Consider the following 22,954-nt stretch of genomic DNA (forward strand, 5'->3'; position numbering starts at 1 on the left):
ATGGCTTATCAATCGCAAGACATTATCCGTCGTTCCGCCACTAACGGTTTCACCCCCGCGCCTCAGGCGCGGGATCACCAGGAAGAGGTGGCGAAGCTCATCGACGTCACCACCTGTATCGGCTGTAAGGCCTGTCAGGTGGCGTGTTCGGAGTGGAACGATATCCGTGATGAAATCGGCAGCAACGTCGGGGTGTACGACAACCCCGCCGATCTGACCGCCAAATCCTGGACGGTGATGCGTTTCTCGGAAGTGGAACAGAACGACAAACTGGAATGGCTCATCCGCAAAGACGGCTGTATGCACTGTGCCGATCCGGGCTGCCTGAAGGCGTGCCCGTCGGAAGGTGCAATCATTCAGTACGCCAACGGCATCGTCGACTTCCAGTCTGAACAGTGCATTGGCTGCGGCTACTGCATCGCCGGCTGTCCGTTCAACGTGCCGCGACTGAACCCGGAAGACAACCGCGTCTACAAGTGTACGCTATGCGTCGATCGCGTAACCGTCGGGCAAGAGCCGGCCTGCGTGAAAACGTGCCCAACCGGCGCTATCCACTTTGGCTCCAAAGAGGATATGAAAACGCTGGCGGGCGAGCGCGTCGCCGAGCTGAAAACCCGTGGCTATGATAACGCAGGTCTGTACGATCCGGCGGGCGTTGGCGGAACACACGTAATGTACGTTCTGCACCATGCCGACAAGCCGAACCTGTACCACGGCCTGCCGGAAAACCCGGAAATCAGCGCCACCGTGAAGTTCTGGAAAGGCGTCTGGAAACCGCTGGCCGCTATCGGCTTTGCTGCTACGTTCGCCGCGAGCATCTTCCACTACGTCGGGGTCGGTCCGAACCGTGCGGAAGAGGAAGAAGACAATCTGCATGAAAAAGACGACGAGGTGCGCAAATGAAAAGACGTGACACCATCGTGCGCTACACGGCGCCGGAACGCATCAATCACTGGGTCACCGCCTTCTGCTTCATGCTGGCGGCGATAAGCGGGCTGGGATTTTTCTTCCCATCCTTCAACTGGTTAATGCAAATCATGGGCACACCACAGCTGGCGCGTATTCTGCACCCGTTTGTCGGCGTTATCATGTTTGCGTCGTTTATCATCATGTTTTTCCGCTATTGGCACCACAATCTAATCAATCGGGATGATATCTTTTGGGCGAAGAATATTCGTAAGATCGTCGTCAACGAGGAAGTAGGTGACACCGGGCGTTATAACTTCGGCCAGAAATGCGTATTCTGGGCGGCGATTATCTTCCTGGTGCTGCTGCTGGTGAGCGGCGTGATTATCTGGCGTCCGTACTTTGCGCCTGCTTTCTCAATCCCGGTGATCCGATTTGCGCTCATGCTGCATTCATTTGCCGCAGTGGCGTTAATTGTGGTTATCATGGTGCATATCTACGCCGCCCTTTGGGTGAAAGGCACCATTACCGCGATGGTGGAGGGATGGGTTACCAAAACGTGGGCGAAGAAACATCACCCGCGCTGGTACCGTGAAGTCCGCCAGAAACAGGAAAAGTCATCTGAATGAGTATTCGCATAATCCCGCAAGATGAGCTGGGTTCGAGCGAGAAACGTACGGCGGAAGTCATTCCGCCGTTATTGTTCCCCAGACTCAAAAACCTCTACAACCGCCGCGCAGAGCGTCTGCGCGAGCTGGCAGAGAACAACCCGCTGGGTGATTACCTGCGCTTTGCCGCGCTGATTGCCCACGCTCAGGAAGTGGTGCTGTACGACCACCCGCTGAAAATGGATCTCACCGCGCGCCTCAAAGAAGCGAATGACCAGGGCAAGCCGCCGCTGGATATTCACGTTCTGCCGCGCGACAAGCACTGGCACACGCTGCTGCAGTCCATGATTGCCGAACTGAAGCCGGAAATGAGCGGCCCGGCGCTGGCGGTTATCGAGAACCTGGAAAAAGCCTCCGAACAGGAGCTGGAGCAAATGGCCAGCGCGCTGTTTGCCTCTGACTTCTCTTCCGTCAGCAGCGATAAAGCGCCGTTTATCTGGGCTGCGCTGTCGCTGTACTGGGCGCAGATGGCCAGCCTCATTCCGGGTAAAGCCCGTGCGGAATACGGCGAACAACGCCAGTACTGCCCGGTATGCGGTTCGATGCCGGTTTCCAGCATGGTGCAAATCGGCACCACCCAGGGGCTGCGCTACCTGCACTGCAACCTGTGTGAAACCGAGTGGCACGTCGTGCGCGTGAAGTGCAGCAACTGCGAGCAGAGCCGTGACCTCCACTATTGGTCGCTGGATAACGAGCAGGCGGCCATTAAAGCCGAAAGCTGCGGCGACTGCGGGACTTACCTGAAAATTCTGTATCAGGAAAAAGACCCGAAAGTGGAAGCCGTAGCCGACGACCTCGCCTCACTGGTGCTGGACGCACGGATGGAACAAGAAGGGTTCGCCCGTAGTTCTATCAACCCGTTCCTGTTCCCGGGTGAAGGGGAGTAATTTCCCGCGTTAAACCGGGCTGTTTTTGGCCCGGTTTACAGCGCGTAGGGTAAAATCACGCCCGGAAGCCTCGCAAAATCCTTTGTATTACGCGTCACCAGTTCCCGGCGATGAACATGCGCAGTGGCCAGAATAATCGCATCGGGCAGCTTCATGCCGTACTCCTGCCGTAGATTCACACTCTGCTCAGCAATTTCTTCTGTCACACCAATAATTTCGAATGCGCTCAAGGCTATTCGCGTTCGCTGCTCCTGATGAAAGCGCTTTGCCCCTATCATGACCTCCATCCAGGTGATCAGGCTTATCGCATGTTGCGGAGGGTAGGAATCCATCGCCCGCTTCGCCTCCATCCGCCCGCTGAAGAGATCGATTAAAATATTGGTATCAAAAAGAACGGGTCTTTTCATCGCTGCCACTCTTCCCGAAGTTTTCTTTCATACTCAACGCCATCTTCTTCACACCCTTGCCAGATGCCAAGCGCGCCAGAAATAGTGAGCTCAGCCTGACTCTGCTTTTCAAGATATTGCTCAACGGCTTCACGCAGCAGTTCCGCACGAGGCAGATTTCGCTGCTGTTTAAGTATGTCGAGGCGCTTAATCACCTCGTCCGACAAATCGAGAAGTATTCTGCCCATGTCCCTTTCCACCATCATGCTCATATATACCTCAAGTATATCATCCATGCTCAATAAGCGAACAAGATACACACATTTTAAATATGGTTATAGACTGACATTAAGAAATCGTTCGTTTTTGCGAGCCGCTATCCACAATCACTATCCCACCCAATTTCCCGTTTCCATTCGCGATAAACCAGGCTATAAAACTGTATGTTTATGGGTCTTCCCTTGTTGTGGTGGCTGAAGGCATGATAATGGTGTATTTAATCGCCAGAGGTCACCGCCATGGACGAAAAGTCCCTCTACGCTCATATTCTCAACCTGTCCGATCCGTGGCAGGTAAAGTCCCTTTCTCTCGATGAAAATGCCGGTTCTGTTACTGTCACTATTGAGATCGCTGAAAACACCCGGCTAGCCTGTCCGACCTGCGGTAAATCCTGTTCTGTTCACGATCACCGTCATCGTAAATGGCGCCATCTTGATACCTGCCAGTTCACCACTATTGTTGAAGCCGATGTTCCACGAATTATGTGTCCGGAGCATGGCTGCCTGACGTTGCCTGTTCCGTGGGCTGGCCCCGGAAGCCGGTATACGTTGCTATTCGAATCGTTCGTTCTCTCATGGCTGAAAATCAGCACCGTTGATGCTGTCAGGAAGCAACTTAAGCTCAGTTGGAATGCGGTTGACGGCATTATGACCCGGGCAGTTAAGCGAGGTCTTGCCCGGATAAAAAAGCCATTATCCGCCCGTCATATGAATGTGGATGAGGTCGCCTTTAAAAAAGGACATCGTTACATAACGGTGATCTCCGATCGCGATGGTCGGGCGCTGGCCTTAACGGATGATCGCGGCACAGAGAGTCTTGCCGGCTATCTTCGCACGCTCACTGATGGGCAGTTGCTGGCTATCAAAACGCTCTCAATGGACATGAACGCGGGCTATATAAGAGCAGCGCGTATCCACTTACCCAGTGCGGTTGAGAAAATCGCCTTTGACCGCTTCCATGTGGCGAAGCAACTGGGCGAGGTAGTTGATAAAACCCGTCAGAATGAACATCCGCACCTCCCTGTTGAAAGCCGACACCAGGCAAAAGGAACCCGCTTCCTGTGGCAGTACAGCGATAAGTGGATGACCGAATCCCGGCAGGAAAAGCTGATGTGGCTGCGTGCACAGATGAAGCTGACGAGCCAGTGCTGGGCGCTGAAAGAGCTGGCAAAGGATATCTGGAACAGGCCATGGAGCGAGGAAAGACGGAGTGACTGGCAGAGATGGTTGGCGCTGGCGGCTAACAGTGACGTTCCCATGATGAAAAATGCCGCGAAAACGATAGGAAAAAGGCTGTACGGGATCCTGAATGCGATGCGACACAGTGTCTCAAACGGAAATGCGGAGGCACTTAACAGCAAGATCAGGCTGCTGAGGATAAAAGCCAGGGGATACCGAAACCGGGAGCGCTTTAAACTGGGGGTGATGTTCCACTACGGAAAGCTGAATATGGCGTTCTGAGCCTTCCCACCATGATCGGGGAAGACCCATGTTTATACAGCAAAAAGGACATCATCATGGCATTGGAAAACGGTATTGCGCAGCTAGTTGCTGAGTTTATTGCGGCCGGTCGCCCTTCTTCACGCGAGCAGAATATTGATGACCGGAGAAAGGGGTATATTGCCAGCACGGCGCTGGCAGGCGAGAAAGAGATTCGCGTCAAATCAGAAGATATCGTGCTGGAAGGGATGACATTTCGCGTCATTTCGCCGCTAAATTCAACCTCATCACTCCCCTGCATTATCTACTTTCATGGCGGCTGTTTTGTCAGCGGTGGGTTTATCACGCACGACAATCAGCTACGTCAGCTTGCCTGGCACAGTGGATGCCGGGTGATTGCGGTGCAGTATCGTCTGGCACCAGAACACACTTTCCCCGCCGCTCACGATGACGCCGAGCGTGGCGCGAACCTGGTTTATAAATATGCTCAGCAGCTTGGTATCGACCGCCAGCATATCACGCTCGCTGGCGATAGCGCTGGCGGCCATCTGGCACTGGTCACCGCGCTACGCCTAAAAGCCAACGCGGCATGGACACCGTCAAAGCTTATGCTGATTTACCCCATGCTCGACGCTACCGCCAGCTTTGCCAGCTACATCAGCAATGGCCAGGACTACATTATTACTCGCGATACGCTACTTTCAGGTTTTGAGATGTATCTGCAGGGAAACGATCCACTGGACCAGGAAGCTAGCCCACTCTGGCGCGACGATTTTAACGGCCTTCCGCCGGTGCATATCATTACCGCCGAATACGATCCACTCCGCGATGAAGGTGAGGCGCTGTATGAACGGCTAACCCGACAGGGCGTAACCTGCACCTGCCTGCGCTATCATGGGGTTATTCACGGATTTTTCCAGCTTGGCGGCGTGAGCCAGGCGGCGCGGGATGCAATGGAGGATGTGGCCCGCAGGGTGGCAGGCCACTGAAGATAGCGAGGCTGGGAGATACCCTACTCCTCTTCGTTACCGCCTTCTTCGTACGACCCGAATGGCTTCGCAGGCAGCACGATATAGGTCCCCTCGAACACCACACCGGGGGTGTCATCGCCGAACAGCTCAACCTGCATCTGCACACGCGCTTTGCGTCCTCGGGCCAGTCGGTCCAGGTCGCCGCTAAGCGAGCCGAGGTCGGCAATGGCGGTCGGTTTACCGGCGATAGGTTTTCGATAGCGGATATGAGCATCGGCCAGAATAATAGTGCCGCCCAGGTGGCGCTCACGCAGCATCAGCCAGATAAGCCCCCAGCCGGTGAGTGTTGCCAGCGAAAAGAGGCTGCCAGCAAACAGCGTATGGTGCGGGTTCTGGTTGCCAGTTTCCGGCATGGTGGTAATGAATTTCTGCCCGGTGTACTGCTGGATGCGCACGCCCATCTTCTCGCTGAGCGGAATATGATCGTACCAGGCCTGCTGTAGCTGTGCACACCAGTCGCCGCGGTGCAGAATATCGTCCAGCGAGGCAACGGGTTTAATCATCAGGAAATGGCGAACGGGGGTGGTCTGCGGGGTAGTAATCTCCCCTTCGTTCTTGAATCCTAGCTTGGAAAAGAACGGCACGGCATCTTCACGTGCGCTACAGGTGACGCGTTTAACCCCTTCCTGACGCGCAACGGACTCCAGGGTCATCGCAATCAGCGTTCCCAGCCCTTTATCCTGCACGTCGGGATGTACGGCCATAAAGCGGATAGACGCTTCGTTATCCGCATTAATGTATAACCGCCCGACGGCGACCAGCTTTCCCTGTTCATCGACCACCATCTGATGGTGCGCCATGGCATCCCAGGCGTCGCGTTCGGAGCCTTTTGGCTGGTGCAGCGGTTTACGCAGCATTTCCCAGCGAAACTGATAGTACTCGTCTAACTCTTCTGCCGTTTGCGGTACTCGGAGATGGTACATAATCGCGCTCTCTTTTGCCCCCCGCGCTCTACCGGGAAGTGGGTTCATACCTGTAACCAGAATGTCACGGGGCCATCATTGACCAGCGACACCTGCATATCCGCAGCAAATCGTCCCGTTTGCGTGTGCATCTCCTGCTGGCGACAGCGCTGCACAAAGTACTCATAGAGCGCTTCGGCGCGGTCCGGCGCAGCGCCTTTAGAAAAGCTCGGCCGCATACCGCGTTCAGTATCGGCCGCCAGCGTAAACTGTGACACCACCAGCACGCTGCCTCCTGCCTGCTGAACGTTCAGATTCATTTTACCTTCGGCATCGCTGAAGATACGGTAGCCAAGCACTCGCTCGCACAGACGATTGGCTTTCTGTTCATCGTCATCTTTCTCTACGCCGAGGAGCACCAGTAGCCCTGGACCTATTTCCCCCGTGACCTCATCCGCCACGCTCACGCTGGCGCGGGTAACGCGCTGAATTAATGCAATCATGGTTCGTCTGCTTCTTGTTGTTCTGTTTTCAGTTTTCGGTATTCACCGAGAGTGACAGTTATTTCTGCGCCAAGCAAGACGATACACCACGTCCAGTAGACCCAGACAAACAAAATGGGGATCACCGCCAGCACGCCATAAATCAGCTGGTACGAGGGGAACGCGGTGATGTACAGGGAGAAGGCCTTCTTACCCAGTTCGTGCAACAGCGCGGCGACCAGTGCCCCAATAACCGCATCGCGGTTCGGTACCTGGGTCGTTGGCACGATGCTGTAAAGCAGCCAGAAAGAGAGCCAGGACAGCAGCAGCGGAAATACGCGCAGCACATTATCGATAACGCCGTGCAGTTCGCTGGCCCAGCGCAGCGACAGTAAATAAGAGCTGATTGCCAGACTGACCCCGGCCAACAGCGGCCCGAGCGTAAGGATCATCCAGTAAACGGCAAAAGAATATACTTTTGGCCGTACGCGCTTGCTGCGCCAGATGGTATTCAGCGCGCTGTCGATGGAATACATCAGCAGCAGCGCGGTAACAATCAGCCCGCAGGCGCCCACGGCGGTCATGCGATTCGAGTTGGCGACGAACTGCTCGATATAGCGCTGAATGACGTCGCCCGTCGCGGGAAGAAAGTTAGCAAACACGAAGTGACGAATCTGCAAACTCACTTCAGAAAACATCGGGAACGCCGCAAACAGGGCAAAAATGACCGCCACCAGCGGCACGAGCGAAAGCAACGACACGTAGGCCAGATTGCCCGCCAGCGTCGTCATATTATCTTCTTCGATACGCCGCCAGAGGAATTTACTCCACGCCACCAGCGGCCGGGTATGATGAATACATTTTTGATGAACGGTTTTTAACATAACGACTTCATAAAATAGTCGGGCAGGGTTTCTCTCCCTGTGACCAGCACGCTGGTAATACCCAACTGGTTAGCACCCTCTATATTATCGGCGTTATCGTCAAAAAAGACCGCATCGGCGGCAGAAAAACCTTCCAGCTCAAGTACCCGTTGATAAATACGCGCTTCCGGTTTACGCATGCCCATCTCCTGAGAAAGATAAACATGGTCGGCAGCGGCATAGATTTGCGGATATTCATCCGGCCAGAACGTGGTGTGCAGCGCGTTCGTATTGGAGAGTACGACCACACGATGCCCCTGTTCCCGCAGCGTTTTCATGATATCGATGACTTCAGGACGGAGTTCAACAAATACCGCCTGCCAGCCGTGAGCAAACTGTTCATAGCTGAGCGGCAAATCCATGTCATGGCACATTGCCTTTGCGAAAGCTTCATCTGATATTTCACCGCGTTCGTGCTGGTGAAATGCTTCCCCCATGGTGAAGTTCTGCTTCAGCCGGGCCAGCGGTACGCGGGCAAGATCGCTCCACGTGCCCAAAACACGGTTGAAATCAATGTCGACAATCACATTACCTAAATCAAAGATATAGAGCATTTTTGCCTCCGTTCGCGCCGTGGAAATTTCACTCTAGCGGGAAAGTCGGGCTTTGACTATGAACAAACGCTCTCTATTTCAAAAAGAAAAACCCCGCCATAAGGCGGGGTTTCAGGTCGTGACAAAAGCGAGATTACTCTTCTTTTGCACCGCGCATTGCGCGACGACGATCGTTTTCCGTCAGGTGACGTTTACGGATACGAATAGACTGCGGCGTCACTTCAACCAGTTCGTCATCATCGATGAATTCCAGAGCTTGTTCCAGAGTCATACGAATTGGCGGAACCAGAACAACAGCTTCATCCGTACCGGATGCGCGCATGTTGGTCAGTTTCTTACCGGTCAGGCAGTTTACAGTCAGGTCGTTAGAACGGCTGTGAATACCGATGATCTGGCCTTCATAAACTTCAGCACCGTGACCCAGGAACAGCTTACCGCGGTCCTGCAGGCTGAACAGTGCGAACGCAACTGCTTTACCCTGGCCGTTGGAGATCAGTACGCCATTCTGACGCTGGCCCACTTCACCCTGACGAATATCGTCGTAGTGGCTGAAGGTGGAGTACAGCAGACCGGTACCGGAAGTCATGGTCATGAACTCTGAACGGAAGCCGATCAGACCACGGCTCGGGATCACGTAGTCGAGACGTACGCGACCTTTACCGTCTGGATTCATGTTTTTCAGGTCGCCTTTACGCTCGCCCAGTGCCTGCATGACAGAACCCTGGTGCTGCTCTTCGACGTCCAGCGTGACGTTTTCGTACGGCTCTTGTTTGCGGCCGTCGATTTCACGGAAGATAACTTTCGGACGGGAAACCGCCAGTTCGAAACCTTCACGACGCATGTTTTCAATCAGAACGGACAGGTGCAGTTCACCACGGCCAGAAACGCGGAACGCATCAGCGTCTTCGGTTTCGTCAACGCGCAGCGCTACGTTGTGCACCAGCTCTTTGTTCAGGCGGTCAAGGATCTGACGAGAGGTAACGAATTTACCTTCTTTACCACAGAACGGAGAGGTGTTAACGCAGAAGAACATAGAAACGGTCGGCTCATCGACGGACAGTGCCGGCAGCGCTTCGACGTTCTGCGGATCGCAGATGGTGTCGGAGATGTTCAGCTCACCCAGACCGGTGATCGCGATGATATCGCCCGCTTCCGCGAGGGTGCTGTCAATACGTTCCAGACCCAGGTGGGTCAGGACTTTACCGACTTTACCGTTACGGGTTTTGCCTTCGCTATCGATGATAGTGATCTGCTGGTTCGGTTTCACTTTACCGCGTTTGATGCGGCCGATACCGATGACGCCAACGTAGTTGTTGTAGTCCAGCTGGGAGATCTGCATCTGGAACGGACCGTCAAGGTCAACGTCCGGAGCCGGTACATGGTCAACAATCGCCTGATACAGCGGGGTCATGTCTTCAGCCATGTCTTCGTGATCCAGACCGGCAATACCGTTCAGCGCCGAAGCGTAGATGATCGGGAAGTCCAGCTGTTCGTCGGTCGCGTCGAGGTTAACGAACAGGTCGAAGACCTGATCAACAACCCAGTCAGGACGCGCGCCCGGACGGTCAACCTTGTTGATAACAACAATCGGTTTCAGGCCGTGGGCAAATGCTTTTTTGGTCACGAAGCGCGTTTGCGGCATCGGGCCATCGAAGGCATCAACTACCAGCAGCACGGAGTCAACCATGGACATAACGCGCTCAACTTCACCACCGAAGTCGGCGTGCCCCGGGGTATCAACGATGTTGATACGGTAGTCATTCCATTTGATAGCGGTGTTTTTTGCGAGGATGGTAATCCCACGCTCTTTCTCCAAATCGTTGGAGTCCATCACACGCTCTTGAGTTTCAGCACGTTCGTCGAACGTACCGGATTGCTGCAGCAGCTTGTCAACCAGGGTCGTTTTACCATGGTCAACGTGAGCAATGATGGCGATGTTACGCAAATTTTCGATCACAACTTTGCCTCGGGCATTAGAAATAGCGCGTTATTGTACACGGATTAATCGCACTACAAAACAGGATCACAGAGATCCTCCGCAAACAAGTATCGCAGAGTTTCTTTGTGATCGCTTTCACGGAGCATAAAAAGGGCACCTAATCACAATTTGCACCAATATGGTGCTCAACGCTCGCGTGTAAGCACTATAATGGTGCAAAAAGACTATCATGGTGCAGCCATTTTGCACTATGGTGCGCATGATAACGCCTTTTGGGGGTGATTTAAAAGTTGGCACAGATTTCGCTTTATATTTTTCACGGCAACACCGCCACTTTTAAGCAGTGATTGAAGACCTCGTTACCACGACGACAATGACAAATCCGGGAGATGTAAAGTATGTCCGCTGAACACGTTTTGACGATGCTGAATGAGCATGAAGTGAAGTTTGTCGATCTGCGCTTTACCGATACCAAAGGTAAAGAACAGCACGTCACTATTCCTGCCCATCAGGTTAATGCCGAATTCTTCGAAGAAGGCAAAATGTTTGACGGCTCCTCCATCGGCGGCTGGAAAGGCATTAACGAATCAGACATGGTTCTGATGCCGGACGCATCTACCGCTCTCATCGACCCGTTCTTTGAAGAGTCTACCCTGATTATTCGTTGTGACATCCTGGAACCAGGCACCCTGCAGGGCTACGACCGCGACCCGCGCTCTATCGCGAAACGCGCTGAAGAGTACCTGCGCGCTACCGGCATCGCAGACACCGTTCTGTTCGGGCCAGAGCCAGAATTCTTCCTGTTTGATGACATCCGCTTCGGCGCATCTATCTCCGGTTCCCACGTGGCTATCGACGATATTGAAGGCGCATGGAACTCCTCCACCAAATACGAAGGCGGTAACAAAGGTCACCGTCCTGGCGTGAAAGGCGGTTACTTCCCGGTTCCTCCGGTTGATTCCTCACAGGACATCCGTTCTACCATGTGTCTGATCATGGAAGAGATGGGCCTGGTGGTTGAAGCGCATCACCACGAAGTGGCAACCGCTGGCCAGAACGAAATCGCGACCCGCTTCAACACCATGACCAAGAAAGCGGACGAAATTCAGATCTACAAATACGTTGTGCACAACGTTGCGCACCGTTTCGGTAAAACCGCGACCTTTATGCCAAAACCAATGTTTGGCGATAACGGTTCCGGCATGCACTGCCACATGTCCCTGTCCAAGAACGGCGTAAACCTGTTCTCCGGTGACAAATATGCGGGTCTGTCTGAGCAGGCGCTGTACTACATCGGCGGCGTCATCAAACACGCGAAAGCGATCAACGCCCTGGCGAACCCGACCACCAACTCCTACAAGCGTCTGGTCCCGGGTTACGAAGCGCCGGTTATGCTGGCTTACTCTGCGCGTAACCGTTCTGCTTCCATCCGTATTCCGGTGGTTGCATCTCCGAAAGCGCGTCGTATCGAAGTGCGCTTCCCGGACCCGGCGGCTAACCCGTACCTGTGCTTCGCCGCGCTGCTGATGGCTGGCCTTGACGGTATCAAGAACAAAATCCATCCGGGCGAAGCCATGGATAAAAACCTGTACGACCTGCCGCCGGAAGAAGCGAAAGAGATCCCACAGGTTGCAGGCTCTCTGGAAGAAGCGCTGCAGGCACTGGACGCAGATCGCGAGTTCCTGACGGCTGGCGGCGTATTCACTGATGAAGCTATCGACGCTTACATCACGCTGCGCACGGAAGAAAACGACCGCGTACGCATGACTCCGCACCCGGTTGAGTTCGAACTGTACTACAGCGTCTAAGACGTTTTGAGTTGTACTGTCTGGATGAGGTCGCGTCATTGCCGATGGGCGCTGGCGCGACAATCTGGAATTGAGTTGCCGTGGAAACTTTCAGCCCATCTCAGGATGGGCTTTTTTCTCCACCAACAACCTGATCTTCCGCGCTTTTTATCCGTAAAAAGCTATACTGCACTAAAACAGTGCAAGCCTTTTCAGGAGACTGCTAAATGGCAACAGGCGCACTGCCCGATGCTGGGCAGATCCTTAACTCGTTAATCAACAGCATTTTGTTGGTCGATGACGACCTCGCCGTTCACTACGCCAATCCGGCGGCGCAGCAGCTGCTGGCGCAGAGCGCGCGTAAACTTTTCGGTACTCCGCTTCCCGAACTGTTGAGCTATTTCTCGCTTAACGTCGGTTTAATGCAGGAGAGCCTGCAAACCGGCCAGGGGTTCACCGATAACGAAGTGACGCTGGTCATCGACGGTCGTTCGCACATTCTTTCGCTCACCGCCCAGCGGCTGCCTGACGGCTTTATTTTGCTGGAGATGGCACCCATGGATAATCAGCGTCGCCTGAGCCAGGAACAGCTCCAGCACGCCCAGCAGATTGCCGCACGCGATCTGGTCCGCGGGCTGGCACACGAGATTAAAAACCCGCTTGGCGGCCTGCGCGGCGCAGCGCAGCTGCTCAGCAAAGCGCTACCCGACCCAGCGCTCACCGAATACACCAACGTGATTATCGAACAGGCCGACCGCCTGCGTAATCTGGTCGATCGCCTGCTTGGCCCCCAGCATCCCGGTACGCATGTGACCGAGAGCATTCATAAAGTGGCCGAACGGGTAGTGAAGCTGGTGTCGATGGAGCTGCCGGAAAACGTCAAGCTGGTGCGCGACTACGATCCAAGCTTGCCGGAATTACCGCACGATCCCGACCAGATTGAGCAAGTTTTGCTTAATATCGTGCGTAATGCCCTTCAGGCATTGGGGCCAGAAGGCGGCGAAATTGTCCTGCGCACCCGTACTGCTTTTCAGTTAACGCTGCACGGCGTTCGCTACCGCCTGGCCGCCCGCATTGATGTCGAAGATAACGGCCCCGGCATTCCATCACATTTGCAGGATACGCTGTTTTATCCGATGGTCAGCGGGCGCGAAGGTGGCACCGGGCTGGGTCTGTCGATCGCGCGCAACCTGATCGACCAGCACTCCGGCAAAATTGAATTTACCAGTTGGCCAGGCCATACCGAGTTTTCGGTTTTCCTGCCAATTAAAAAATAAGGTGTGTTTATGCAACGAGGGATAGTCTGGGTTGTTGATGACGATAGCTCCATCCGTTGGGTGCTTGAACGCGCGCTCACCGGCGCAGGGCTAACCTGCACGACATTTGAAGGCGGGAAAGAGGTGCTGGACGCGCTGGCCAGCAAAACCCCCGACGTACTGATGTCCGATATTCGTATGCCCGGCATGGACGGCCTGGCGCTGTTGACGCAAATCAAGCAGCGCCATCCGATGCTTCCGGTCATCATAATGACGGCACACTCCGATCTGGACGCCGCCGTCAGCGCCTATCAGCAAGGTGCCTTCGACTACCTGCCAAAACCGTTCGATATTGATGAGGCGGTGGCGCTGGTTGAACGCGCCATCAGCCACTATCAGGAACAGCAGCAGCCGCGCAACGTTCAGGTTGACGGCCCGACCACCGATATCATCGGCGAAGCCCCGGCGATGCAGGACGTATTCCGCATCATTGGTCGCCTTTCACGCTCTTCCATCAGCGTGTTGATTAACGGCGAATCGGGTACCGGTAAAGAGCTGGTCGCTCATGCCCTGCACCGCCATAGCCCCCGCGTTAAGGCACCATTTATCGCGCTGAACATGGCGGCCATTCCAAAAGATCTGATAGAGTCCGAGCTCTTTGGTCACGAAAAAGGGGCCTTCACCGGCGCCAATACCGTGCGCCAGGGCCGCTTTGAGCAGGCCGACGGCGGCACGCTGTTTCTCGATGAAATTGGCGATATGCCAATGGACGTCCAGACCCGTCTGCTGCGCGTGCTGGCAGACGGCCAGTTCTATCGCGTCGGCGGCTACGCCCCGGTGAAGGTCGACGTGCGTATTATTGCCGCCACCCACCAGAACCTTGAGCAACGCGTGCAGGAAGGCAAGTTCCGCGAGGATTTGTTCCACCGTCTGAACGTTATTCGCGTCCATCTGCCGCCGCTGCGCGAGCGTCGGGAAGATATTCCGCGCCTGGCGCACCATTTCCTGCAGGTTGCCGCCCGTGAGCTGGGCGTGGAAGCTAAACTGCTGCATCCGGAAACCGAAGCGGCCTTAACGCGTCTGGCCTGGCCTGGCAACGTACGCCAGTTGGAAAACACCTGTCGCTGGCTGACGGTGATGGCCGCCGGGCAAGAGGTGCTGATTCAGGATCTGCCGGGCGAGCTGTTTGAAGCGAGCCTGCCCGACAGCACTAACGCCTCCTCGTTGCCGGATAGCTGGGCGACGCTGCTGGCGCAGTGGGCCGATCGCGCGCTGCGCTCCGGTCATCAAAACCTGCTTTCAGAAGCTCAGCCTGAAATGGAACGCACGTTGCTGACCACCGCGTTACGCCATACGCAGGGGCATAAACAGGAAGCCGCACGCCTGCTCGGCTGGGGGCGTAATACCCTGACGCGTAAGCTGAAAGAGCTCGGAATGGAGTAAGAACAGGGTGAAGTGTAAATATTGCGCGATTGGCGCAAGTTGCTGCAATTTTATACTTTACTGTTCCGATGAGTTAAGTATTATGCTGCCCGGCAATCCACGGGGGGACGAAAATGCTTGAGTCATTGATTAATCTGGTATCGAGCGGTGCGGCCAGCCACTCACCGCAAACGGCGATGGCCGCCGTGCTGTGCGCGGCGCTGGTAGGGCTGTTCAGCTAAGCCGGATGGCGCTAGCGCTTATCCGGCCTGTAGGCCCGGTAAGCGTAGCGCCACCGGGCGATATCAACACTAAATCACCCGCGAGAACTGCTGCATACGCGCCTTCTGGCGCAGATAAGCGTCAAAGCACATGCAGATGTTGCGAATCAACAGCCGGCCTTTAGCGGTTACCTGAATGCCCTTTTCATCGATATCCACCAGCCCATCTTTCGCCAGCGGAGCCAGCAGCGCCAGATCCTCGGCGAAGTAGTCGCCGAAATTCAGATCCCATCGTGTTTCTACTGCCGCGAAATCAAGGCTGAAATTGCAGATTAGCGCCTTAATCACGTCACGACGGATACAATCATCGCGGGTTAAAGCAATACCGCGCCACAGGGCATTCCCCTGCTCAGCCACCTGCTGATAATACAGCTTCAGCTCTTTTTGGTTCTGCGCGTAGCAGTCGCCAATCATGCTGATGGCAGAAACACCCATGCCCAGCAGGTCGGTATCGCCCTGGGTGGTATAGCCCTGGAAGTTGCGGTGCAGTACGCCTTCCCGCTGTGCCACGGCCAGCTCGTTGTCCGGGCGCGCAAAGTGATCCATGCCAATGAACTGATAGCCTGCCTGCGTCAGCGAGGCGATGGTCTCTTGCAGGATATCCAGCTTCTGCTGCGCCGACGGCAGATCGGCATCTTTAATCTTGCGTTGGGCGGCAAACAGCGTCGGCAGATGCGCGTAGTTAAACACGCTCAGCCGATCCGGGTTCAGCTCAGCCACGCGCTTGAGGGTAAAGGCAAAGCTCTCCGGCGTCTGCTTCGGCAGGCCGTAAATCAGGTCAATGTTGGTCGAGGTAAAGCCGATATCACGGGCGTGATTGAGCAGCGCAAAGATGAAATCTTCATCTTGCTCGCGATTCACTAGCCGCTGTACCTCTTTATTGAAGTCCTGGACGCCCATGCTCAGGCGGTTAAAACCTTCAGCGCGCAGATGGTCAATCACATCGAGTTCAATTTCTCGCGGGTCGACTTCAATGGAGATCTCGGCGTCAGCATCAAAGTGAAAATGCGCGCGCAGTAACGTCATCAGGCGGCTGATTTGCGCCTTATTCAGATAGGTTGGCGTGCCGCCGCCCCAGTGCAGCTGGCTGACGTGGCGGCCGGTAAACAGCGGCGCACGCTGGCGAATCTCCTGCTCCAGAACGTCGAGATACTGGTCAGCTTTATGCTGCTGGCGGGTGACGATTTTATTACAGCCGCAGAAGTAGCAGAGCTTATGGCAGAACGGGATATGTACGTACAGCGACAGCGGCCGCTCAGGGTAACGCGCAACGGCGTCCTGAAACTCCGCTTCGCCAAAGGCGTCTGAGAATTCCAGCGCCGTCGGGTACGAGGTATAGCGTGGCCCGGAATAGTTATATTTCTGGATCAGGGCCAGATCCCAGTCGATTAACTGCACAGACATGCTCACTCCTTGCGATGGTGTCGAGAACGACGACGGCTTGCCGGCCTGGCCGCATGACGCAGCGTTAGCCGGTTGCGCAGCCAGTTTTGACGCCGCGACAACCGTCGTAGTTTAACGAATAACCACCCCAGATAACATATAACCAAAAGGGTTATAAGCAGGACGGGCAGGCCAATCGGGTGCAAACGTTACTTTCCGCCTCGCAGCAGACGCATCATGTCTTCTTTCTCTTCCTCTTCCTCTTCTTCTTCTTCGTCATCATCATAAGAGAGGCCGAGTTGCTGCATCAGTTCATCAATGCGGTCCAGCTTCGCGTCAACCCAGGTTTGCTCTTCAGCAGTCAGGGTTTCGCCTTCTTCCAGACGTTCCAGCAGCGCGTCCAGGCGCTCATCGGTCTCCAGCATATCCAGCTCAGCCTGCGGTGAAAGCATAGGTTTCTCGCTCTTCGGTTTGTGCTGCTTAACGACCGGCGCGTCGGTGACGCCCAGTGCGATCGGTTTTTTACTACCAATACGAGGATCTTTTTGCTGCTTCTGTTTATTGGAGCCCGATGCACCGTCACTGCCGCTGGCGCGGCTGCCCGGCGCATGGCCACGGTGCTTTTTGTCACGTTTACGGTCGCGAGCTTCCTGGTTCAGCTCTTCACGCGTTTTGCGACGCTGTTTGCCTGGCGCTTTACTGCGCGGCACAGAGGTTGGTTTTTTCATGATGTCTGATCTTTTAAGCCGTTTTATTCAGTATAGAATTGAGGCGGAATCTAGCAGAAAGCAAACAAAGAAAAAAGGCGACAGAGTAATCTGTCGCCTTTTTTCCTGACTCACAACCCATTACGGGTTCTACATTCCGTGTTTGCTTTCAACGCACCCTGTTTATCCGTTAGCTCTATAACAGTCCCTGTTATTGTTCCCTTTCCTTGCGTAACGTCTCCAGACGTTGGTCATCCTGACAGATTCCGTAGGTCTTCGCCTCCTGGCGTTCCTGACCCCTCATCCTGAGTCTAAATCCTTCTGGCACCCTTGCCGATGGGTGCTACTTTACCGCGTTGAGTTAAACTAACAAGCAACAAATGAGTGAAAGTCTTACAAATGAGATTATTGCTCGCATGTAATATTATGATTTTAAATAACTTGACCATAATATAAGCAATATTTTCTCCTCAATATCCCATAGCGAATAGAGCAAATGTCTTACAAACGTAAGGGCATTGGCTTACAGTTGAGGGGAGTGGAGGAAATCCAGCCTTTTTTTGCCGATCGGGTATAATCGCCCCCATTGCCTGATTTAACGGAGACGACCGTTTTGACTAACTGGAACTATCAACTGACGCACTTTGTCACCAGCGCGCCAGATATCCGCCACTTGCCTTCCGATACCGGAATCGAAGTGGCCTTCGCCGGACGCTCCAACGCGGGGAAATCCAGCGCCCTGAATACGCTGACCAACCAGAAAAGCCTGGCCCGCACCTCAAAGACGCCGGGTCGTACGCAGCTGATTAACCTGTTTGAAGTCGCCGACGGCAAACGCCTTGTCGACCTGCCGGGTTATGGCTACGCTCAGGTACCGGAAGAGATGAAAATCAAGTGGCAGCGTGCGCTGGGTGAATACCTGGAAAAACGTCTGTGCCTGAAAGGATTAGTGGTGCTGATGGATATCCGCCATCCGCTGAAGGACCTCGACCAGCAGATGATCGAGTGGGCCGTCGCCAGCGAAATCCCGGTTCTGGTGCTGTTAACCAAGGCAGACAAGCTGGCCAGCGGCGCGCGTAAAGCGCAGCTGAATCTGGTGCGCGAGGCGGCAATTGCCTTTAACGGCGATGTGCAGGTCGAAGCATTTTCTTCACTGAAAAAGCAGGGCGTGGATAAACTGCGTCAGAAACTGGACAGCTGGTTTAACGACATTCCTCCGCAGGCAGAAACGGAAGCAGCCGCAGAGTAACCCGCTCTATGTCCCGGATTGCGGCGCCTGGCGCCCTGTTCCGGGCACATTCTCTTTCGTCCCTACCCGTCTTTTTCACGCCAGGCCAACTGTGGCAAAACATTTCTTTCGCCCAATAAAAAACGCCCCAGTCATTACTGACTGGGGCGGCTAAAATATTCAGCCAAATCCGATTACGTGAAGTAAAAGGTCTGAAAGATAGAACATCTTACCTCTGTACCCTACGCGATTAACTCTACTCTTTTTTACGGCCGACAGAAAGCACTTTTTGTAGTTTTTTTTCAGTTGTTACATAACAAATTCTAATGTTCATCACAAAATTAGATAAGTTATGTTGCTTACTTACATAAAGCGCCGTTATTCATTGAACACTTAATGAGCTTGATCCCAGTTTTCACCGCTGCCCACTTCCACCAGCAACGGTACGTCCAGCGTGGTGCTGTTTTCCATGAGCTCATGCACCTTCTTCGACACCGCCTCAACATCGTCTTTATGCACTTCAAAGACCAGTTCATCGTGCACCTGCATAATCATTCGCACGCGCGGTTTCTCAGCTTCCAGCCAGCCGTCAACGGCAATCATCGCCCGCTTAATGATATCCGCAGCGGTCCCCTGCATTGGGGCATTTATCGCCGCGCGCTCTGCACCAGCACGACGTGCGGCATTGCTGGCTTGAATATCCGGCAAGTAAAGACGACGGCCATCAAGCGTAGCGACATAGCCCTGCTCTTTCGCCTGCGCACGCGTACGCTCCATATAGTCCAGCACGCCAGGATAACGTTCGAAGTAGAGATCCATATACTTCTGCGCTTCTTTACGCGGAATGTTCAGCTGGCGAGCAAGGCCAAAGGCACTCATACCATAGATCAGACCAAAGTTGATCGCCTTGGCGCTACGGCGCTGTTCGCCGGTCACGCTCTCCAGCGGCAGGCCGAAGACTTCTGCTGCGGTGGCGCGGTGAATGTCTTTCCCTTCGGCAAAGGCCTTCAGCAGGCCTGCGTCGCGCGAAAGGTGCGCCATAATACGCAGCTCAATCTGCGAGTAGTCGGCGGAGACAATGACGTAATCTTCCGGCGCAATAAACGCCTGGCGAATACGGCGCCCTTCGTCGTTACGTACCGGAATGTTTTGCAGGTTCGGATCGGTTGATGACAAGCGCCCGGTAGCGGTAACCGCCTGGTGATAAGAGGTGTGCACGCGGCCGGTTTTCGGGTTGATCATCAGCGGCAGCTTATCGGTATAGGTTGATTTCAGCTTCGCTAGCCCGCGGTATTCAAGGATCACCTTCGGCAGCGGGTAGTCCAGCGCCAGCTCTTCCAGCACCTCTTCCGACGTGGACGGCGCGCCGCCCGGCGTTTTTTTCAGTGGCTTAATGCCTTGTTTTTCAAACAAAATAGTTTGCAGCTGTTTCGGTGAGGAGAGATTAAACTCTTCGCCAGCAATCTCGTAGGCTTTCTGCTCCAGCTCAACCAGACGTTTGGCAATCTCCTGCGAATGCGCGTGCAGCACGGCGGGATCGATCTTCACGCCGTTACGCTCGATGCGGGAGAGAACCGGCACCAGCGGCATTTCAATTTCGTTAAAGATACGCAGCGGGCCTTCGTTCTTTTGCAGCTTCGGCCACATCTTCAGGTGTAGCTGTAACGTTACGTCAGCATCTTCCGCCGCATAGCGCCCGGCTTCTTCCAGCGCAATCTGGTTGAAGGTGAGCTGGTTCTTACCTTTGCCGGCAATCTCTTCAAAGGTGATCGTCTTGTGCTTCAGCCAGCGGTCGGAGAGGCTGTCCATATCGTGACGCCCGGCGACGCTATTCAGCGTGTAAGATTCCAGCATCGTGTCATAAGCAATACCGCGCAGTTCAATGCCGTAATTGGCCAGAATACCGCGGTCGTACTTCAGGTTTTGCCCCACCTTCAGCAGCGAGTCATCTTCCAGCAGCGGCTTGAGCAGCTCAAGTACTCGCTCCCGCGAGATTTGCTCTGGCGCATCCAGATAGTCATGGGCCACAGGCACATAAGCCGCTACCCCTGGCTCGATGGCGAACGACAGGCCCACCATATTGGCGGAAATATTGTCGAGGCTGTCGGTTTCCGTATCAAAAGCAAACAGCGGCGCTTTCTTCAGCTTTTCAATCCAGCTCACCAGCGTCGCTTCATCGAGGATAGTGACGTAGTTCTCCGCCGAGAGCGTTGCCGCCGTTTCTTCAACCTCAACCTCAACGTCCGCAACGACCGCTTTACCTGCGGGTTTCGATGCCGGTTTAGCGCCTTTAGCCTGCATCCAGGTGCCGGACTCAACGTCGGTGATCCAGCGTTTAAACTCGTATTTCTTAAACAGCGCCAGCAGCTCATCCGCCGCCGGCTGCGCAACGGTCAGCTGTTCACAGCCAAGCTCCAGCTCAACGTCAGTTTTAATGGTCGCCAGTTTGTAAGAGAGATAAGCCAGATCTTTATTTTGCTCGAGCTTCGCCGCCATCGTTTTTGCGCCGCGGAAAGTAAGCCCGGCAATTTTTTCCGGTTCACCGTACAGCGTGTCCAGGCCACCAAGCCCTTGTAGCAGCGCCTGCGCGGTTTTCTCACCCACGCCAGGTACGCCAGGGATGTTATCCGAGGAGTCGCCCATCAGCGCGAGGAAGTCGATAATCAGCTCCGGCGGCACACCGTATTTGGTAACCACTTCGTCTGGGCCAAGGATCGTGTTGGTCATGGTGTTGATAAGCGTAATACCCGGCGTGACGAGCTGCGCCATATCTTTATCACCGGTGCTGATAAGCACCGGACGGCCTGCTTTTTCAGCTTCGCGCGCCAGCGTACCGATGACGTCGTCCGCTTCCACGCCGGAAACGGCCAGCAGCGGCAGACCCATCGCTTTCACCATGGTATGCAGCGGTTCAATCTGCGCGCGCAGATCGTCCGGCATCGGCGGCCGGTGGGATTTGTAGTCCTCAAACAGTTCATCACGGAAGGTTTTCCCCTTCGCATCAAACACCACCGCGGCATGCGTCGGCTGGTATTGCAGGATCAAGCTGCGCAGCATGTTCAGCACCCCGTACATAGCGCCTGTCGGCTCGCCCGCCCGGTTAGTCAGCGGTGGGAACGCGTGGTATGCCCGGTAGAGATAAGAGGATCCATCAACGAGGATAAGGGGGTTTTCTGGGATCTGAACCATAATTTCCGTGCCTGTTTATCAGATTATGGGTAAAGGATGCCACAGACGGCATGAAAACATGAATTTTTCGCCAAAATAACGCGAAAAGATTTAGAGATCTTCACGATCGCACGCAAATAAAATTGTGGATAACTTTGTGAATAGTTTTATTTTACTGATAACAAATGATATATAACCGTCGGTTAAATAAAAATTAATTATTAATTTTCAATGTATTATGAAAAGATCGCAGGCTAAGAGTGCGATCTGGTGATAATTCACACTGTGTGGATAGAGATGCCGGTGATTTTTCTGTTTCAGTAAGACCCGTCATTTGGTGCGTTTTCTGATAAAATCAGCCCCTTGTGCCCTTTTATGCGTGCACGTTAAACAACTAACTATCTGAATAGAAACACTATGTCGAGATTGCTCGCGGCGATAACGCTACCCATCAGTATCGCACTCACCATTTTAGTGACGATTTTATGCTCCGTGCCGATTATTATCGCCGGGCTCATAAAACTCATTTTACCCATCCCGGTTATCTGGCGCTCGGTCTCGGTGTTCTGCAATTTCATGATGTACTGCTGGTGTGAAGGGTTAGCCGCGCTTCTGCATCTCAACCCCTGGCTAAAGTGGGATATTCAGGGGCTTGAATCGCTCAGCAAGAAAAACTGGTATCTGCTGATCTGCAATCATCATAGCTGGGCCGATATCGTTGTCCTGTGCGTGCTCTTCCGTAAGCACATCCCAATGAACAAATACTTTCTCAAACAGCAGCTGGCCTGGGTGCCGTTTATGGGCCTGGCATGTTGGGCGCTGGATATGCCGTTTATGCGCCGCTACTCGCGCAGCTACCTGATTCGCCACCCCGAGCGTCGCGGTAAAGACGTGGAAACAACCCGTCGTTCATGTGAGAAATTCCGCGCGCACCCGACGACTATCGTTAACTTTGTTGAAGGTTCACGCTTCACACCGGAGAAACGCCGTCAGACGCGCTCACCGTATCAGCATTTGCTGCCGCCGAAGGCCGCAGGGATTGCGATGGCCTTGATCGTGTTGGGGTCGCAGTTTGATAAGATGCTGGATGTCACGCTGTGCTATCCGGAAAACGACAAGACGCCGTTTTACGATATGTTGAGCGGCAGGCTGACGCGTATCGTGGTGCGCGTTAATCTGCGCCCTATCGATTCAGAACTGCACGGTGACTACGTTGGGGATAAGAACTTTAAACGTCGCTTCCAGCTTTGGCTGAACGGCATATGGGAAGAGAAAGACCAGCAGATAAAAACAATCAAAGCAGAATATAAAAACGCCGGTCACTGA

21 protein-coding genes are annotated in these 22,954 nt (G+C 54.2%); 11 read left to right on the plus strand and 10 right to left on the minus strand.

Annotated elements, in window-relative coordinates; translation table 11 throughout:
- Genes fdxH through fdhE form a run of 3 tightly spaced genes read left to right on the plus strand, consistent with a single transcriptional unit; the run spans position 1 to position 2,461 of the window.
- Complete coding sequence (fdxH, locus tag H7R58_RS23375; RefSeq protein ID WP_106929286.1) at positions 1 to 903, plus strand: formate dehydrogenase subunit beta; 903 nt, start codon at positions 1 to 3, stop codon at positions 901 to 903.
- On the plus strand, positions 900 to 1,535 hold the full coding sequence (gene fdoI / locus H7R58_RS23380) for a formate dehydrogenase cytochrome b556 subunit (RefSeq protein WP_006179126.1): 636 nt from the start codon (positions 900 to 902) through the stop codon (positions 1,533 to 1,535). Before fdxH ends, fdoI begins: the two co-directional genes overlap by 4 nt.
- Entirely contained in the window at positions 1,532 to 2,461 is a 930-nt protein-coding gene (gene fdhE, locus H7R58_RS23385; protein WP_106929284.1) for a formate dehydrogenase accessory protein FdhE, read from the plus strand. The genes fdoI and fdhE overlap by 4 nt, the downstream gene beginning before the upstream one ends.
- Before the next feature lie 35 nt (positions 2,462 to 2,496).
- Here fdhE and H7R58_RS23390 read toward each other — a convergent pair whose 3' ends face one another.
- Together H7R58_RS23390 and H7R58_RS23395 are read right to left on the minus strand one after the other, a co-directional pair.
- Entirely contained in the window at positions 2,497 to 2,868 is a 372-nt protein-coding gene (locus H7R58_RS23390) for a type II toxin-antitoxin system VapC family toxin (protein ID WP_106929282.1), read from the minus strand.
- Positions 2,865 to 3,113: a ribbon-helix-helix domain-containing protein gene (locus H7R58_RS23395; RefSeq protein ID WP_181358031.1), complete on the minus strand. Its 249-nt coding sequence runs from the start codon at positions 3,111 to 3,113 to the stop codon at positions 2,865 to 2,867. Before H7R58_RS23395 ends, H7R58_RS23390 begins: the two co-directional genes overlap by 4 nt.
- Positions 3,114 to 3,365: 252 nt before the next feature.
- Here H7R58_RS23395 and H7R58_RS23400 point away from each other — a divergent pair, with 252 nt between their 5' ends.
- Entirely contained in the window at positions 3,366 to 4,586 is a 1,221-nt protein-coding gene (locus H7R58_RS23400) for an ISL3-like element ISKox3 family transposase (RefSeq protein ID WP_000343760.1), read from the plus strand.
- Positions 4,587 to 4,642: 56 nt separating this feature from the next.
- Positions 4,643 to 5,554 carry an alpha/beta hydrolase gene (locus H7R58_RS23405; RefSeq protein WP_182929734.1) on the plus strand — a complete coding sequence of 304 codons (912 nt, stop codon included), beginning with the start codon at positions 4,643 to 4,645 and terminating at the stop codon, positions 5,552 to 5,554.
- A 23-nt stretch (positions 5,555 to 5,577) separates the two neighbouring features.
- Here the strand turns inward: H7R58_RS23405 and fabY are convergent, their stop codons facing one another.
- The 5 genes from fabY to typA form a co-directional block, all read right to left on the minus strand.
- Complete coding sequence (gene fabY / locus H7R58_RS23410) at positions 5,578 to 6,519, minus strand: fatty acid biosynthesis protein FabY (RefSeq protein ID WP_181358030.1); 942 nt, start codon at positions 6,517 to 6,519, stop codon at positions 5,578 to 5,580.
- A 44-nt stretch (positions 6,520 to 6,563) separates the two neighbouring features.
- On the minus strand, positions 6,564 to 7,001 hold the full coding sequence (dtd, locus tag H7R58_RS23415; protein ID WP_106929276.1) for a D-aminoacyl-tRNA deacylase: 438 nt from the start codon (positions 6,999 to 7,001) through the stop codon (positions 6,564 to 6,566).
- The gene (locus H7R58_RS23420; protein WP_106929274.1) at positions 6,998 to 7,864 is read right to left on the minus strand and encodes a virulence factor BrkB family protein; all 867 of its coding nucleotides are present in this window, start codon (positions 7,862 to 7,864) and stop codon (positions 6,998 to 7,000) included. The genes dtd and H7R58_RS23420 overlap by 4 nt, the downstream gene beginning before the upstream one ends.
- The gene (gene yihX, locus H7R58_RS23425; protein WP_106929272.1) at positions 7,858 to 8,457 is read right to left on the minus strand and encodes a glucose-1-phosphatase; all 600 of its coding nucleotides are present in this window, start codon (positions 8,455 to 8,457) and stop codon (positions 7,858 to 7,860) included. Before yihX ends, H7R58_RS23420 begins: the two co-directional genes overlap by 7 nt.
- 133 nt (positions 8,458 to 8,590) lie before the next feature.
- Positions 8,591 to 10,414, minus strand: coding sequence for a ribosome-dependent GTPase TypA (gene typA, locus H7R58_RS23430; RefSeq protein ID WP_106929270.1), 1,824 nt, complete (start codon positions 10,412 to 10,414; stop codon positions 8,591 to 8,593).
- 380 nt (positions 10,415 to 10,794) lie between these two features.
- Here typA and glnA point away from each other — a divergent pair, with 380 nt between their 5' ends.
- The 4 genes from glnA to H7R58_RS23450 all read left to right on the plus strand — a co-directional run bounded on the left by glnA (position 10,795) and on the right by H7R58_RS23450 (position 15,103).
- Positions 10,795 to 12,204 (plus strand): glutamate--ammonia ligase, encoded by a 1,410-nt coding sequence (gene glnA, locus H7R58_RS23435; protein ID WP_064540489.1) that lies wholly within the window; start codon positions 10,795 to 10,797, stop codon positions 12,202 to 12,204.
- Between the two features lie 206 nt (positions 12,205 to 12,410).
- Positions 12,411 to 13,460: a nitrogen regulation protein NR(II) gene (gene glnL, locus H7R58_RS23440; protein ID WP_182929735.1), complete on the plus strand. Its 1,050-nt coding sequence runs from the start codon at positions 12,411 to 12,413 to the stop codon at positions 13,458 to 13,460.
- Between the two features lie 9 nt (positions 13,461 to 13,469).
- Positions 13,470 to 14,882 (plus strand): nitrogen regulation protein NR(I), encoded by a 1,413-nt coding sequence (gene glnG / locus H7R58_RS23445; RefSeq protein WP_106929264.1) that lies wholly within the window; start codon positions 13,470 to 13,472, stop codon positions 14,880 to 14,882.
- Positions 14,883 to 14,995: 113 nt separating this feature from the next.
- Positions 14,996 to 15,103: a YshB family small membrane protein gene (locus H7R58_RS23450; RefSeq protein WP_106929262.1), complete on the plus strand. Its 108-nt coding sequence runs from the start codon at positions 14,996 to 14,998 to the stop codon at positions 15,101 to 15,103.
- Between the two features lie 69 nt (positions 15,104 to 15,172).
- On the opposite strand, the gene hemN is transcribed toward H7R58_RS23450, so the two are convergent.
- On the minus strand, positions 15,173 to 16,546 hold the full coding sequence (gene hemN / locus H7R58_RS23455) for an oxygen-independent coproporphyrinogen III oxidase (RefSeq protein WP_106929260.1): 1,374 nt from the start codon (positions 16,544 to 16,546) through the stop codon (positions 15,173 to 15,175).
- Positions 16,547 to 16,734: 188 nt separating this feature from the next.
- Positions 16,735 to 17,253 (minus strand): Der GTPase-activating protein YihI, encoded by a 519-nt coding sequence (yihI, locus tag H7R58_RS23460; protein WP_182929736.1) that lies wholly within the window; start codon positions 17,251 to 17,253, stop codon positions 16,735 to 16,737.
- A 592-nt stretch (positions 17,254 to 17,845) separates the two neighbouring features.
- Here yihI and yihA point away from each other — a divergent pair.
- The gene (gene yihA / locus H7R58_RS23465) at positions 17,846 to 18,481 is read left to right on the plus strand and encodes a ribosome biogenesis GTP-binding protein YihA/YsxC (protein WP_182929737.1); all 636 of its coding nucleotides are present in this window, start codon (positions 17,846 to 17,848) and stop codon (positions 18,479 to 18,481) included.
- Positions 18,482 to 18,853: 372 nt separating this feature from the next.
- Here yihA and polA read toward each other — a convergent pair whose 3' ends face one another.
- The gene (gene polA / locus H7R58_RS23470; protein ID WP_182929738.1) at positions 18,854 to 21,649 is read right to left on the minus strand and encodes a DNA polymerase I; all 2,796 of its coding nucleotides are present in this window, start codon (positions 21,647 to 21,649) and stop codon (positions 18,854 to 18,856) included.
- A 396-nt stretch (positions 21,650 to 22,045) separates the two neighbouring features.
- On the opposite strand from polA, the gene H7R58_RS23475 reads away from it, so the two are divergent.
- Entirely contained in the window at positions 22,046 to 22,954 is a 909-nt protein-coding gene (locus tag H7R58_RS23475) for an acyltransferase (RefSeq protein WP_182934541.1), read from the plus strand.

Origin of the sequence: Klebsiella sp. WP4-W18-ESBL-05 (assembly GCF_014169075.1) — a bacterium.
Lineage (GTDB): Bacteria > Pseudomonadota > Gammaproteobacteria > Enterobacterales > Enterobacteriaceae > Kluyvera > Kluyvera ascorbata_B.

Coding starts and splice junctions, on each gene's coding strand:
- fdxH (WP_106929286.1), top strand. CDS start 1: ATGGCTTATCAATCGCAAGACATTATCCGTCGTTCCGCCACTAACGGT.
- fdoI (WP_006179126.1), top strand. CDS start 900: ATGAAAAGACGTGACACCATCGTGCGCTACACGGCGCCGGAACGCATC.
- fdhE (WP_106929284.1), top strand. CDS start 1,532: ATGAGTATTCGCATAATCCCGCAAGATGAGCTGGGTTCGAGCGAGAAA.
- H7R58_RS23390 (WP_106929282.1), bottom strand. CDS start 2,868: ATGAAAAGACCCGTTCTTTTTGATACCAATATTTTAATCGATCTCTTC.
- H7R58_RS23395 (WP_181358031.1), bottom strand. CDS start 3,113: ATGATGGTGGAAAGGGACATGGGCAGAATACTTCTCGATTTGTCGGAC.
- H7R58_RS23400 (WP_000343760.1), top strand. CDS start 3,366: ATGGACGAAAAGTCCCTCTACGCTCATATTCTCAACCTGTCCGATCCG.
- H7R58_RS23405 (WP_182929734.1), top strand. CDS start 4,643: ATGGCATTGGAAAACGGTATTGCGCAGCTAGTTGCTGAGTTTATTGCG.
- fabY (WP_181358030.1), bottom strand. CDS start 6,519: ATGTACCATCTCCGAGTACCGCAAACGGCAGAAGAGTTAGACGAGTAC.
- dtd (WP_106929276.1), bottom strand. CDS start 7,001: ATGATTGCATTAATTCAGCGCGTTACCCGCGCCAGCGTGAGCGTGGCG.
- H7R58_RS23420 (WP_106929274.1), bottom strand. CDS start 7,864: ATGTTAAAAACCGTTCATCAAAAATGTATTCATCATACCCGGCCGCTG.
- yihX (WP_106929272.1), bottom strand. CDS start 8,457: ATGCTCTATATCTTTGATTTAGGTAATGTGATTGTCGACATTGATTTC.
- glnA (WP_064540489.1), top strand. CDS start 10,795: ATGTCCGCTGAACACGTTTTGACGATGCTGAATGAGCATGAAGTGAAG.
- glnL (WP_182929735.1), top strand. CDS start 12,411: ATGGCAACAGGCGCACTGCCCGATGCTGGGCAGATCCTTAACTCGTTA.
- glnG (WP_106929264.1), top strand. CDS start 13,470: ATGCAACGAGGGATAGTCTGGGTTGTTGATGACGATAGCTCCATCCGT.
- H7R58_RS23450 (WP_106929262.1), top strand. CDS start 14,996: ATGCTTGAGTCATTGATTAATCTGGTATCGAGCGGTGCGGCCAGCCAC.
- hemN (WP_106929260.1), bottom strand. CDS start 16,546: ATGTCTGTGCAGTTAATCGACTGGGATCTGGCCCTGATCCAGAAATAT.
- yihI (WP_182929736.1), bottom strand. CDS start 17,253: ATGAAAAAACCAACCTCTGTGCCGCGCAGTAAAGCGCCAGGCAAACAG.
- polA (WP_182929738.1), bottom strand. CDS start 21,649: ATGGTTCAGATCCCAGAAAACCCCCTTATCCTCGTTGATGGATCCTCT.
- H7R58_RS23475 (WP_182934541.1), top strand. CDS start 22,046: ATGTCGAGATTGCTCGCGGCGATAACGCTACCCATCAGTATCGCACTC.